General features: G+C 36.1%; 12 protein-coding genes and 2 tRNA genes. 3 read left to right on the forward strand and 11 right to left on the reverse strand.

From position 1 onward, the window contains the following. The coding region (locus ACFIJP_RS06615; protein ID WP_375626435.1) for an XRE family transcriptional regulator at window positions 1-322 on the forward strand (322 nt) is incomplete at its 5' end. 89 nt (window positions 323-411) lie between these two features. Here the strand turns inward: ACFIJP_RS06615 and ACFIJP_RS06620 are convergent. The 3 genes from ACFIJP_RS06620 to ACFIJP_RS06630 form a co-directional block, all read right to left on the reverse strand. Further along, a tRNA-Val gene (locus ACFIJP_RS06620) sits at window positions 412-486 on the reverse strand. A 96-nt stretch (window positions 487-582) separates the two neighbouring features. After that, window positions 583-945 (reverse strand): cell cycle two-component system response regulator CpdR, encoded by a 363-nt coding sequence (gene cpdR, locus ACFIJP_RS06625; RefSeq protein ID WP_005773448.1) that lies wholly within the window; start codon window positions 943-945, stop codon window positions 583-585. A gap of 803 nt (window positions 946-1,748) precedes the next feature. Next, window positions 1,749-2,666, reverse strand: coding sequence for an alpha/beta hydrolase (locus ACFIJP_RS06630; protein WP_375626438.1), 918 nt, complete (start codon window positions 2,664-2,666; stop codon window positions 1,749-1,751). A gap of 280 nt (window positions 2,667-2,946) precedes the next feature. Here ACFIJP_RS06630 and ACFIJP_RS06635 point away from each other — a divergent pair, with 280 nt between their 5' ends. After that, entirely contained in the window at window positions 2,947-3,414 is a 468-nt protein-coding gene (locus ACFIJP_RS06635; protein WP_375626440.1) for an Hsp20 family protein, read from the forward strand. A 262-nt stretch (window positions 3,415-3,676) separates the two neighbouring features. Here ACFIJP_RS06635 and ACFIJP_RS06640 read toward each other — a convergent pair. Next, window positions 3,677-3,753: transfer RNA gene (locus ACFIJP_RS06640), tRNA-Pro, on the reverse strand. A 606-nt stretch (window positions 3,754-4,359) separates the two neighbouring features. On the opposite strand from ACFIJP_RS06640, the gene ACFIJP_RS06645 reads away from it, so the two are divergent. Beyond that, window positions 4,360-4,725: an iron-sulfur cluster assembly accessory protein gene (locus ACFIJP_RS06645; RefSeq protein WP_015856470.1), complete on the forward strand. Its 366-nt coding sequence runs from the start codon at window positions 4,360-4,362 to the stop codon at window positions 4,723-4,725. A gap of 70 nt (window positions 4,726-4,795) precedes the next feature. On the opposite strand, the gene mazG is transcribed toward ACFIJP_RS06645, so the two are convergent. The 7 genes from mazG to ACFIJP_RS06680 form a co-directional block, all read right to left on the reverse strand. Then, the gene (mazG, locus tag ACFIJP_RS06650; protein ID WP_375626442.1) at window positions 4,796-5,611 is read right to left on the reverse strand and encodes a nucleoside triphosphate pyrophosphohydrolase; all 816 of its coding nucleotides are present in this window, start codon (window positions 5,609-5,611) and stop codon (window positions 4,796-4,798) included. A 33-nt stretch (window positions 5,612-5,644) separates the two neighbouring features. Continuing rightward, the gene (locus ACFIJP_RS06655) at window positions 5,645-6,574 is read right to left on the reverse strand and encodes a lipid A biosynthesis lauroyl acyltransferase (protein ID WP_375626495.1); all 930 of its coding nucleotides are present in this window, start codon (window positions 6,572-6,574) and stop codon (window positions 5,645-5,647) included. A gap of 6 nt (window positions 6,575-6,580) precedes the next feature. Continuing rightward, entirely contained in the window at window positions 6,581-7,609 is a 1,029-nt protein-coding gene (locus ACFIJP_RS06660) for a zinc-binding dehydrogenase (protein ID WP_375626444.1), read from the reverse strand. Between the two features lie 58 nt (window positions 7,610-7,667). Next, a complete protein-coding gene (locus ACFIJP_RS06665) occupies window positions 7,668-8,942 on the reverse strand; it encodes a beta-ketoacyl-ACP synthase (RefSeq protein WP_375626446.1) in 1,275 nt (424 codons plus the stop codon). 14 nt (window positions 8,943-8,956) lie between these two features. Then, on the reverse strand, window positions 8,957-10,132 hold the full coding sequence (locus tag ACFIJP_RS06670) for a beta-ketoacyl-ACP synthase (RefSeq protein ID WP_375626448.1): 1,176 nt from the start codon (window positions 10,130-10,132) through the stop codon (window positions 8,957-8,959). A gap of 10 nt (window positions 10,133-10,142) precedes the next feature. After that, window positions 10,143-10,427, reverse strand: a complete 285-nt coding sequence (locus ACFIJP_RS06675) for an acyl carrier protein (RefSeq protein WP_375626449.1) — start codon at window positions 10,425-10,427, stop codon at window positions 10,143-10,145. 189 nt (window positions 10,428-10,616) lie between these two features. Then, window positions 10,617-12,935: an NADP-dependent malic enzyme gene (locus ACFIJP_RS06680; protein WP_375626451.1), complete on the reverse strand. Its 2,319-nt coding sequence runs from the start codon at window positions 12,933-12,935 to the stop codon at window positions 10,617-10,619. Window positions 12,936-13,873: the final 938 nt, after the last annotated feature.

The raw sequence follows: 13,873 nt of genomic DNA on the forward strand, positions 1-13,873 counted from the left end.
TATGGCTAAGAAATTAGACATATCTGTAGCATTTTTATCTTCTGTCGAGATTGGCAAAAAATCTGTTCCTGTAGGACAAAAGATAATTGAACTCTATGCTTTAGATCAAGAGAAGGCTTTACTCTTAAGAAAAGCAGCTTATGCTTGTCGCAAAAGTTTTACAATCAAGACTTCTGATCGGTTGAGGCGTGAAGCTGTTGGCATGTTTTCTAGATTTATAGATATTTTTACACAAGAGGATTTAGAAAAATTCAAACAAATACCAGAAGTAATTCGCGAATCAAACAGAGAGAAAAATGCTACCTTTGTAGAGAAATGTTAAAAAACCCTATTCCTCTAACTTTATTCAGACATTCCTCACAGTAAAAAAGATGTATAAATACAGCAAGTTATAGGATAAGAAAAAGAATCTGGTGGGCGTGACAGGGATTGAACCTGTGACCCCTACGATGTCAACGTAGTGCTCTTCCGCTGAGCTACACGCCCATTCATTGATGTTGCATACACCATATAGAATGACAAACGTCAATGCCTAATTTCGTTTTCTCTTTCAACAGATGCAAATAACTTAAAAAATACTTTTTAAGCAGCGATAAGGATCTTTTCAACCTCATTGACGAGTTCACGTAAGTGAAATGGCTTAGAGAGAACCTTTGCATCAGGAGGGGCATCACTATTTGAATTGAGTGCTACCGCTGCAAAACCTGTAATGAACATTACTCGTAAATCGGGGTCAATCTCAGTAGCACGTCGTGCGAGTTCGATTCCGTCCATCTCTGGCATCACAATATCAGTCAGGAGAAGGGAAAATGGCTCTTCTTGTAAACGTTCATACGCGCTAATACCATTATCGAAATCGGCGACTTCGTAGCCTGCACGTTCTAAGGCTTTTACGAGAAAGCGACGCATATCGTTATCATCTTCTGCGAGCAGGATTCGTTTCATGATTATGTTCCAATGGCTCCATTTGTCAGAGTTTTGCCGCATCAATTATACAATATAGAGTATTTATAAAAAAGACGGTAAAATGCTCATAATTGAAATGAATGGCAAAATGGTTAATTCTTACATTCTTATTCAGAATACAGCATATTCGTTGTGAGTTGGTTAAATTCAAAATATATGTGATTTTGAAAAAAGAAGGGGTTCTCTAGAACTTTTAAGGTGATTCATTGCTATCTTTTAAATTCGATCTTTTAAATTCGCTGATTGTTATCAGAATTTCATTAAAAAACTTATGAAAACCGTTACTGTAGGGATTTGCTATATCGAGAAATTAGAAGAATATTATGTTAATTTATTGTTTTTAAAAAGTTCTCCTAAAAATAGAAATTTTATAGTTATTTGTTTTTATAGAGATTTGTAATAAATATTATAAATGCGCTTTATTTTCAGTTTTTTTTCCTTAAATAGATAAAAACTATTATTTTTCTAAATATAATATTAAATTAACACTTAATAATATATCGAAAATAGTATTTTGATGATTTATTTATAAATATGTATCATGCTATATTAAGATAGATTTATTATCTTCATTTTTATTAATTATACAAAATATTTTTATTTATATAATAGTTTTTATTAGAATGCCTGGTGAAATATTTAGGTCATGGCTTGCCTGTAGAGGCTAGAAAACGAATCATATGAGTGGTTGGAAAGTAAAATCCGTTGTATTAAGAAGTGTTTGTAGATCCAACACTCGTAGAAATTTTTTTATGGGGCGGAGTGGAAATTAAGATTTAGTGTTATTTTACAGATACATTATCGGGAATAAATGCATCAAATGCAGCCCAAAATTGCTTTTTATAATTTTCATTAACCATGATTGTGTCCAGTTCAGCGCCTGTAATAGTAATACTTTCTGTCAGGTGTGTGTGTTGGCATAATTGCCGCACTTCAATGTTATTTGCAATATTGTTTTGATTGGCAAGAATAAAGAGTGTTGGAATTCGTAAATCTCCGTGGAGTACATTTCTTTTCATAGAATCGATCGCATTAAATACCGATGCCATCCATTGGGATGTTGGGGGCTTAATGGAATGGAACGGCACTTTATGCATGTGTCCCAATTGTATATTGTTTTGTTTTGTTTTGTTTAATTTTTTCCCATCTTTCGCTGGTATAAAGCCAAGACCTATATCAGAAAGAAATTGTGTTAATTTATGTTGAAAACCATTCGTTTTATTATCGAATGGAGCAAAAAGGGGAGAAACACAGAGCAATTTATTAAACCGATGATTAATGAGATCTAATCCGCTAAGTGCCATCAATCCACCTATACCATAGGTGAGCATAGAGTAAGGAGGCGGACAATTAGGATAAACAATATTTTTAAGAAATTCATATAAGTCATTAATATCACTATTTATATCAAAACAATGATGTCGGCTTTGTTTTCTTATCTTGAAGGATTTTTTTTCTTGATCAAACCAGTCAAATATTGCTGTATGAAAACCGCGGTTAGAAATTTCATTTATTAATAAAAAATATTTTTCTAAAGTACTTGCGTAGCTTTTGAGAATAACAATTGTTCCCTTAGATTTTTCCACCTCAGGATATGTTATCGCAAAACGAATTTCGTGATCTATTGCTATTTTAAGAGTACCATGATGGATATTAGGAGGAGTGGAAGCCCAGTCTATGGGATAAATAGGTGTTTCCAATTGAAATCCTTTACAGTGTATTTGCCGCTTAGTGCAACGTGAGATAATGAGAGGACTTTGACATTTATGTAATGAAGAAAAAGGATTTTAAAAGGGGTATATTGCTTTTTAGATAGTTTTTATCAATTTAGGTTCCAAAGAGTTGAAATAAAGAAAAACAATTACCAGATAATATAGTGTGGTTGCCATGATGGGGCCGCAGGTTCACAAGTAAGTTTGCCATTTGGGAACTTTGTGAATTAATTGTTAAATTATAGTCGCTCTAGAGGAGGGCAATATTATGCGTCAGGTAGATTTTTCACCATTTTATCGTTCCACAGTAGGTTTTGATCATCTTTTTAACTGGTTTGATTCTAGAACACAACCAAATGAAGTTTCTTCTTATCCCCCTTATAATATCGAGCGTTTAACTGAAGATTCTTATAGAATTTCTATGGCTGTTGCTGGTTTCTCTCAAGATGAAATTGATATTGAAACGCATTGTAACCAGCTGATCGTTAAGGGAGACAGAAAGTCTGAAAATGATGATGAAGAGCGAGAGTTCCTTTATCGAGGTATCGCTTCGCGTGCTTTTGAACGGCGTTTTCATTTGGCTGATCATGTTAAGGTTATTGGAGCAGAACTTGGAGATGGGCTTCTTCATATTCAGCTTAAAAGGGAAATGCCAGCTGAATTAAAACCCAAAAAAATAACCGTACAGATGTCACCATCCATTACAAAAAATGATAACAGCGATATTGTCGTGTAGGAAAAGTTAGAAAATATGAGACCGAATAATTATAAATTTTTCTGAAGAATAAAAAACGCGAGGCAAAAGGTCTCGCGTTTTTTGTGTGTGTTATCCTCAGAACGAAGCTTATTTTAATAAAACCGCTTATTTCGAGTTTATGATAAAATGTTATTGAACATTATTCTAAGTTGAAGAAAAAATCCATGTATGTGCTAATTGAAATGCATGATAATCCACTTTTTAAGTAAGCTTATTTTTTTATTTTATAGCATTTAAAAAATGGTCGGAGCGGCGGGATTTGAACCCACGACCCCTTGACCCCCAGTCAAGTGCGCTACCAAGCTGCGCTACGCTCCGAGTTTGTGTAAAACGATTAAATGACTGTTTCTTTAAAGGCAAGAGAAAAAATAAACAGAATAAAATCTAAAATGCTCTTGCACTTAGAGCTTTTGAAAGTAAAAATTTTAGACATCACTATTTTGTTATCAATTCAAGATACATAACGAATCTGTAAAATTCTTTGTAATCATTAAATTTTTAGCTCTATAGTTAATAGATCTATGCATTTAATTACTTTTGCAGATTGTGAAGGGTAAGATTGGTGGCTTTAGGGGTATGAATTGGAGAAGGGGGGAGCAAATGAGTACGGGAGGTATATTTTTTCCTTATCTAATCGTTACTTTTCTAAAAAGATAAAGATTTTCAAAAGGAGAGGATGGAATGTATGGTATTGAAACGTTTTCCTTTGTTTAGAGTTTTTATAGACGAGGTATTTTGCGTTTTATGTGGACAAAAAATTGTAAGTTCTGGATTGTATAATCATAAATCTCATTTTACGGGTACGCGTTTTTATCCAAATAAACAAGGTCAGAATACTTTAATTTATGTTTTGTTGTTTTTTTTCTAAAATACTATAGAGGAAAAACTTTCAAAGTGTCTATTGAACTAAGAAAAGAGTAAATGATGAGCCGTTTTTCGGTAATAAATTTGACAGAAGCAGCAGTGGATCGTGTTAAAGCGATTATGGATGCAAAAGATGCACAGGGTATTCTTGTTGGTATCAAAAAAGGTGGTTGTGCAGGGATGGAGTATACAATTACTCTTGTCAAAGAAAAGGGGATAGATGCGGATGTTGTTGAAGTGAATGGTGCCCGTGTTTTCGTAGCACATGATGCGGTGTTATTTTTATTAGGGACGCAGATGGATTATGAAGTGACAACGCTTCGTTCTGGTTTTGTCTTTAAAAATCCTAATCAAGTTTCAGCATGTGGGTGTGGCGAATCGGTGGAACTTCGTCCTGCTACGCAGGATCAATATAAAACAAATTGAGCTGAGCTGAATTATAATTCAGTAATTTTAGAGGAACTTGTTCTTTGAGGTAGAAGAAATCTAGTATTTTTTATTGTTCATTTTTAGCTTGCTTCCAAAGCGCTTCCATTTCATTCAGGGATGCGTCAGTGAGTGTTTTAGATTGAGTGGATAGCTTTTCTTCAATATAGGCAAAACGGTTTCGAAATTTTATATTCGTTTTTTTTAATGCTTTTTGTGAATCTATCCCTAAGTGGCGTGCGAGATTAAGGAGAATAAAGTAGAGATCTCCAAACTCTTCTTCTATCTCTGAATTTTGTTTATTTTTGATGGCTTCTTTAAGCTCTTCGAGTTCTTCTTCTATTTTTTCAAAAACTTTATCACTTTTTTTCCAATCAAAACCTACTTTAGCTGCTGCTTCTTGTAAAGAAAGTGCTTCTTGGTTTGCTGGCTGGATTTGTTTTACTTGTGCGAGTATGCTTGTGGAGGAATTGTTGTTTTTTTCTTCGCACAAACTTTTTTGTTCAACCTGTTCTCTTTTTTTTATATATTCCCACTCCTCTTTTATAAATCCTCGTTTTTTTTGCTCGGCATTTCCAAAAACGTGAGAATGGCGTCGAATCATTTTTGCCGTGATTGCATAAACAACATCTTCAAAAGTAAAGCTGCCTTCTTCTTGTGCAATGGTAGCATGATAGATAACTTGTAAAAGGAGATCTCCAAGTTCTTCACAGAGATCCTTTCGGTTTTTTCGTTCAATGGCATCGATGACTTCGTAAACTTCTTCGAGCATATAGGGTATGAGGGATTCAAAAGTTTGTTTTTTATGCCAGATACAACCGCTATCAGAATTTCGTAATGCAGTGATAATTGCAACGAGATCTTTGATGTCTTTTGAGGCTAACATTTGCACTTCCTTTGTAAGCAATAGAGCCTTATGTTAGATGTCCCAACGTCTATGTAACCACATCCATTGTCCAGGATATTCACGGACCCAAGATTCAACAATATCATTTAATTTTTGCGTAGAAGCAGCTATATCGATATCATTTTTTTCATCACGTGGAAGTTCTATATGTTCATATAATTCTAAACGATGACGTCCATTGGGCAAATGAATACAACGTGCTGGATAAATATCACAGTCATATTGTCGAGCAAGTTTTATAATTAAGGGATTTGTTTTAAGAGGTCTGTTAAAAAATGTTCCCATGATACCGCGGCGAAATTTTTGATCAACGAGCATACCAACATTTTCACCTTCTTCTAATTTGGCTGCTAGTGCCCATGCTGCACCGGCCTTGGAGGGAATAAGATGCCCCATAGAAGTTTGTCGTGCTTTAAGGACTCGTTTGGCAACATAGGGATTATTGGGTGGTCTAAATAATACCGTAACATTAAGATCAAAACTTTGTGCACAAATAGGCAGAAGTTCAAAATTTCCAGTATGTGCGGTGAAAAAAATATGTGGTTTTTTTTCATTTTTTAATCGCTCAAATATTTCAACGCCTTTAACTTCAATGAAACCTGGCTCGTCCGCATGAGGATCAAAATCAAAAATTTTATCAAGAAAAATATATTCGGCTAGGAAACGTCCTATATTTTCCCACATTTCTATTGCAATCGCATGGAGTTCTTGCTCTGTTTTTTCTGGATATGCACCTCTAAGATTTGTAAGTGTGATTTGATGACGATGTAAAAGGGGACCAATTTTTTTTACCAACCAAGAAAAAAAAGAGACTCCCATTTTGGCAGGAAAGCATTTTAGAATAAATAAAGAACCAAAGAGCAGATACGCCCATAACAAGTAGGATATTTTTTTAGCTATAATTTTAATAAGATATATGAGATTTTTAAGAGAAAGCTTCATCATGATTTAATCGACTTTAAGGATAATTTTACCAAAAACATCACGACTCTCCATTCGTTTTAAAGCTGTATCAATTTCATCCAGCCCAACAATTGTATCAATGACAGGGTGTACGGCTTTTTGTGCCATTTTTTGCATGGCATTTTTCATATTTTCCATACGGCAGCCAAATGAACCGAATATCTTAAGCTGTTGCTGGAATAATTGCATGAGATTTATTGGTGCTGAAACACCAGAGGTAGAACCGCAAGTCACTAAGCGTGCTCCTTTTTTCATACATAACAAAGAACCGTTCCATGTATCTACACCAACATGCTCAAAAACAACGTCAACACCTTTTTTTTGGGTTAATTTACGCACTATACCTTCAAAACGATCTTTACGATAATTAATCACATGATCTGCTCCAAGAGAGTGTGCTTTTGCAATTTTTTCATCTGAACCTACAGTTGTGATAACTGTACAGCCCATGTGTTTTGCAAGTTGAATGGCTGCAGAGCCAATACCTGAACCACCAGCCTGTATCAGGATTGTTTCTCCTGCTTGTAGTTTTGCGTTATCGAAAAGCATATGTTCTACGGTACCAAAAGTAATTGGAGCAACCGCTGCCTGCAATTCATCACATTGAGGAGGTGATGGAACTAATAAACGTGCTGGCAAATTGACAAGCTCACACGCAAATCCATCAAGGTGAAAACCGTAGACTCCCTTTACATGGCTGCAAAGATTATCCCGTCCTTCATGACAAGCTTGGCATACTCCGCAGGTTTGTGCACCATAAATTGAGACAATCTGTCCAAGTTGGAGATGTTCAACGCCATCTCCTATTTGTATAACCTCACCAGAGGCTTCTGCACCAATGATGAGTGGCATTTTTCTTTTCGCAAAAGCCATGCCACGCCATCCCCATACATCAATATGATTAAGAGCAACGGCTTTTATCCGCACAGTTACTTCACCTAGACTAGGTGAAGATGGCGGGGAAATATTAGTGATTTCAAGCCGACGATCATCGAAGAGCTGCAGTGCACGCATTACCATCCCCTTTAAATATGTTATTAGGTTAGCGTTATAAAATTTTATTATTAAAGGATTATCCTTTATATGCAGTGATGACAAGACTCATATTTTGACCACCAAATCCAAATGAGTTGGACAAAACCGCATTGACACAGGCTTTACGGCTATGATGAGGAACAACATCTAAAGGGATAGCAGGGTCAGGATTATCATAATTTATTGTAGGTGGAAGTATCCCCGATTGAATGGTTAAAAGCGAAAAAACCGCTTCTATTGCACCAGCAGCAGTTAATGTATGCCCAATCATTGATTTATTAGAAGAGACTGGAATATGCTCTAAAAGATCACCGAATACTGTTGATAATGCAAGATATTCCATTTTCTCATTTTCAGGTGTTGAAGTTCCATGTGCATTAATATAATCAATTTCATTGATGGTTATTTTTGCATCGTCTAAAGCTTTGCGAACGGATTCAATTGCTGGTGATGCATCGGGTTTTGAACGTGTACGGTGGAAATCATCGGCTGTTTCTCCACAGCCAGCTAAAATTCCTAAAACTGTAGCATTACGGTTTAATGCGCTTTGAAGAGATTCAAGAACAAAAGCACCTGAGCCTTCTGCCATAACAAATCCATCTCGATCACGGCTAAAGGGTTTTGCTGCTTTTTCAGCAGGATCATTTTGGGTTGAAAGAGCGGATAGTAACGAAAAACGGATGAGAGATTCTGCTGAAACTGATCCATCTGTCGCAATTATGAGAGCTCGATTTGTCTCTCCCCGTCTAATAGACTCAACACCTAATTGAATTGCTGTTGCACCAGATGCACAAGCAGTGGAAAGTGTAACAGGAAGTCCTTTTGTGCCAAATGTTTTTTGAAGTTTTTCTGCAATTGCACCAAATTGTGTGGTTTCAAAAAGCGTTTCATGGAGTTTATCCTTACAGACTTTAAGAAGATGTGCATAAGAAGGTTCATTATTGAATTCTTGCTCTTGATCAAGACTAAAACGTGCGGTCCATTCAAGTTCAACAGGAGGAGCTGCTAGAAAGAGTGGTCCATTAAAATTTTTTATATCAATAGCAGCTTGTTCCAAAGCTTCTTCAGCAGCAAGATGTGCAAGCTTCTCAGAAAGAGCTGAAGCACCAAGTGTACTTTCTTTGAGAAAATCAATTGTTCCAGCAATATATGTATTTAATCCCTCAACGGGAAAACGTGTTATTTTGTGGATACCACTTATACCGCTTGTTAATTTTTGCCAATTTTCATGTTTCCCTTGTCCCAGTGATGTGACAATGCCTGCCCCAGTTATTGCGACAAGTGGACGCCCAAAATGATCATGATATTTCACGATAGAAATCCCCTTCAAACAGCTGTAAGACGCACAATACCTTCAGCTCTTTTTATGCCAATAGTTGTAACAAATATTTCACGTACTTCTTTAGAAAAAGGTTTTTCATGAGGACTTAACGCTGGAAAACATTGGTTTTTTTCAATTGAAAGTGCTGCAAGAGCTAGAGCTAGAGGAAATTGTGCTTCCCGCATATAACCAAATAATGTTGTAATGCCACGGTAAGATAGATCAGCATCATCAAGAGCATTTTGTTCTGCTTTTGTTGCTTCGTGAGCTCCTGAGGCTGCTGAAATGGCTAGGGCAGATTTAGCACTCGCAGTTTTTAACATTGTTGCAATTGATTCTCTAAGTGGAATTTTGGTTCTATCTGTTTGGTCTGTAATAATTTGGCTAATTTCAGCATAAGCACGTGCGTTGCGCTTTTCTGCATGTTCTCCACTTTCAAGAACTAGGAAGATACCACCAGAACCGGCTATAATACCGCCGCCGGGGTGGATTTCACGATTCCACACTGGGCTCCATCCATTATGGGTTAAAAGACCACCAAGCTCATGCGCCAACAACATATCATAACTTTGTGCATTATAGGAACCTCCTACAAGAGCATGGGTACTTTGACCTGATTTAATACGAGCTACAGCAATTTGAAGCGCAGAAAGCCCACTACCTTCTTCTCCCATAAATGTACGAGATGATCCAGTGACTTTATGAACAATTGAAATGTTTCCTGCCAAAAGGTTTGAAAGTTGTGCTAAAAATAATGTTGGACGAAGTTCGGTTGAAAGAGCAACATTTAACATAGAAGCATGATCGGCAACTGTGCGCGCTTTAGAAAGAATCTGTGTATCAACAGTAATATCACGCTCTCCTCCACTTGCTGCTACGATCATATCCATTGTTGAAGTGAGTTGTTCATTATTTTTCATGCCAGCATCATCAAGAGCAAGACCAGCCGCATAGGTACCAAGACGCTGCCATGTTCCCATTTGCCGTTGATCACTTTTTTTAGGAATTTGTAAACTCCAATCAATTTCGGGCAATTTATGAACCGTGTAGGGTAAAAAAGTTGTACAATCTAGGTTTGGTGTACGGATTGGATCATTTAAGAGATTCCAATGTTGATCAGTTCCTTCCCCCAGAGAGCTTATGATTCCTATACCAGTGATGAATACAGATTGATCATGCATGGTGAAAAAATTACTCCGCCTGTTTTAAGGCAACGAGATCATCAATTTTTGTACAAAGGTTTTTAAGAACAAAGTATTCTTCTGTTGCAACGGTACCTTCGTTGACTTCTTGTGTCCATTGTTCTAGAGGGACTTTTATTCCGAAAGCTTTATCAATAGCGAAAACAATATCAAGAAAATCAAGACTGTCGATTCCTAGATCGTCAATTGTATGACTTTCAGGTGTAATTGTATTGCGATCAATTTCACTGATTTCTGCAATGATATCAGCAACTTTATCAAACGTGGAAGGCAATGTACGGATTCCTTATTATAGAGTTAGTAAATTCAAAATACATTTAATATTGTTCTTCTAGCCTTTTTTTTATTTTAAAAAAAGACTTAATCCAAAATATAGCTGTCTTTATCTATAGAGATAAGAGGTTTACAGTACATGAAACACTATATCTCAATTTTTAAAAAACTTTGAAATTTTATTGCGCATTTATTTTACGAGACTATTTTTTCTATTGGCCGCAAGGACAGCAAGGGCTGTTATATTAACAACTCCCCGTGAAGTTACTGAAGGCGTTAAGATATGGGCGGGACGTGCTGCCCCGATTAGAATAGGACCAACATGGAGTGCATTTGTGAGGCTTTTAACAGTGTTGAGCGTGATATTGGCTGCATCAAGTGTTGGAAAGACAAGCAAATTAGCTTCACTTTTAAGACGAGAATCAGGAAAAACACGATCACGAAAAACTTTGGAAAGAGCAGCATCACCATGCATTTCACCATCTGCTTCTAATTCAGGGTGTAATTTGGCAAGAATTTCTGTTGCACGTCGCATTTTACGCGCACTTTCTGTGTTTTTAGAACCAAAGTTTGAGTGTGATAATAAGGCTGCTTTTGGTGTTATTCCAAATGCTTCAACTTCTTGAGCTGCCAATACAGTCATTTCAGCGATTTCTTCTGCAGAAGGATTTTCATTGACGTAAGTATCTGTGAGGAAAAGAGTACGTTGTTGAGAGATAAGCAAACTCATAGCAGAAAAACGGTGAACATTAGGATCAAGACCAATAATTTGTTCAATTAATTCAAGTTGACGTTCAAAACGTCCTTCTAAGCCGCAAATCATTGCATCTGCTTCTTCACGCATGACAGCAAGGGCAGCAATAGCCGTTGTTGATGTTCTCACTACTGTTTTTGCCATTTCAGGCGTAACACCACGCCTTCCTGTATAATGAAAAAATAAATTAACATAATCACGAAAACGTGGATCATCTTCAGGGTTTGTTAATTCAAAATCTATACCAGGACGAATTCTTAAACCAAAGCGTTTTAATCTCGCTTCTACGACATGTGGACGGCCGATAAGGAGAGGCGTTGCTGTTTGTTCTTCAATGACAACTTGTGCTGCACGAAGGACGCGTTCATCTTCACCATTCGCATAGATGACGCGTTTACGTTTTGCTGTTTTTGCTGCAGCAAAAACAGGTTTCATTGTTAAACCAGAAAGAAAGACAAATCGATTGAGGATATCATAGTAGGCTTCCATATCTTCAATGGGACGAATGGCGACACCAGTTGCCATTGCTGCTTTAGCAACAGCGGGAGCAATACGCAGTATTAAACGCGGATCAAAAGGAGAGGGGATCAGATAGTCTGGTCCAAAATTGGGTGGTTCTTTTGAGTATGCACGTGCTACAACATCTGAAGTTTCTTCACGTGCAAGGGCAGCAATCGCATGAACAGCGGCCATTTTCATTTCTTCATTAATTGCACTAGCACCTACGTCTAATGCACCACGGAAGATATAGGGAAAACAAAGGACATTATTAACTTGATTGGGATAATCAGAGCGTCCTGTACAGATCATTGCGTCTGGTCGTATAGAGCGTGCTTCTTCAGGCATAATTTCTGGTACTGGATTAGCCAGTGCTAAAATGAGTGGATTTTGAGCCATTCTTTTAAGATATTCAGGCTTTAAAACACCACCCGCAGATAGGCCTAGAAAAATATCTGCATCATCAATAATATCAGATAAAGTTCGTGCGTCTGTTTTTTGTGCGTAATTGATTTTCCAACGATCCATAAGGGTCTTGCGACCTTCATAAACAACTCCCTCTAAGTCACTAAGCCAAATATTTTCAACTTTCGCCCCAAGACGAACCAAAAGATTAAGACAAGCTAGGGCAGCAGCACCTGCACCTGAGGTAACTATTTTTGCATTTTCAATTTTTTTTCCTGAAAGATTTAAGGCATTTAATACAGCCGCAGAAACAATAATGGCAGTTCCATGTTGGTCATCATGAAAAACTGGAATATTCATTTTAGCACGAAGCTTTTCTTCGATGTCAAAACATTCAGGAGCCTTAATGTCTTCAAGATTAATACCACCAAATGTAGGTTCTAAGGTCGATATTGTTTGCACCATTTGTTCTATATCGGATGCATCAATTTCAATATCAAAAACATCAATATTCGCAAATTTTTTAAATAAAACTGCTTTACCTTCCATAACTGGCTTTGACGCCAGTGGACCAATGTTTCCTAAACCAAGAACAGCAGTTCCATTGGATATAACAGCGACTAAATTAGCACGGGAGGTATATTGAGCAGCAAGATTGGGATCTTCATGAATCGCAAGACATGGTGCTGCAACGCCTGGAGAGTAAGCAAGAGCTAAATCACGTTGATTATCAAGAGGTTTTGTTGCTTGTATTTCCAATTTTCCAGGTTTTGGGTATTGGTGATAAAAAAGTGCGGCACTGTCAAGTTCAGCTTTTGGTGAACTGAAATCACTATTTCGTTCTCTAGACATTTTTATGATATCCAAGTTAGCGTATGTGTATATGAAATGTTCCATCTACGATAAGGTTTTGTCCACTAATAGATCCTCATTTCTCTGAATATCAAAATGCATGAGCATGAGCAAACTCTTCTGGATCGTAAAACCAGTTTGATGATTCTTTTTGTTTGTGTGCATGAATAATTTCATTGATAGCAGCACTTTTCTTTCTCTCTCCTTAATAAAACTCATAAAAATTGATTAGTTTACAAAAAAATAAAATATTTTCTAACGATTACATTATCAAGCCATTATTTTTTTGCAATGTTTACAAAATAAGGAAAGAACAGAAGAACATTTCCTATCAATTTCATCCATTTTTTATAAAATATATATTTTATTTAAAGTTTCATACGGAGGTACAAGAAATTTTAAATAACAATTTGTAATTTATAAATTGTTTATTCAGCTATTTTAAAGGAGACTGGAATGTTGAAAATGGAAGTGGTGTTGTTCATTGTTTAATTGGATTCTTAATAGTGAAAGCTGTATTTTTTATATACTAACAATTATGTGTTTTAATAAACAAAGATGTGGCTGAAATGGCTGTAATTGCGGATTTTATAACATGAAAATCATATATTTTCCATAACGCTTTTCTTTATAATTTATAATGCATCATTTCGTATGTTGGATGGGAAATTTGAATACAATAAGATTCTTTTATTTAAAATTCACCTAATATAATAAAAAATATTTACTTACATAATTCAAACGAGAGTAATGTGTGGATAAAAAACATTTAAAAAATAAATAGAAATGTTTCTATGAGCTATTTTAATGTAAAAGCATGGAATTTTTTCACAATTAGCAAAAATAATTATTACCTATTTTGTACCTTTATGAAACTATGAAAAATAAAGGAGTTAAGAAAAAGATAAGGAAATAGAAAATATGCTTTATCATTCTTA

Origin of the sequence: Bartonella sp. MU37NMGALS, assembly GCF_042194015.1 — a bacterium.
GTDB classification, from domain to species: Bacteria; Pseudomonadota; Alphaproteobacteria; order Rhizobiales; family Rhizobiaceae; genus Bartonella; species Bartonella grahamii.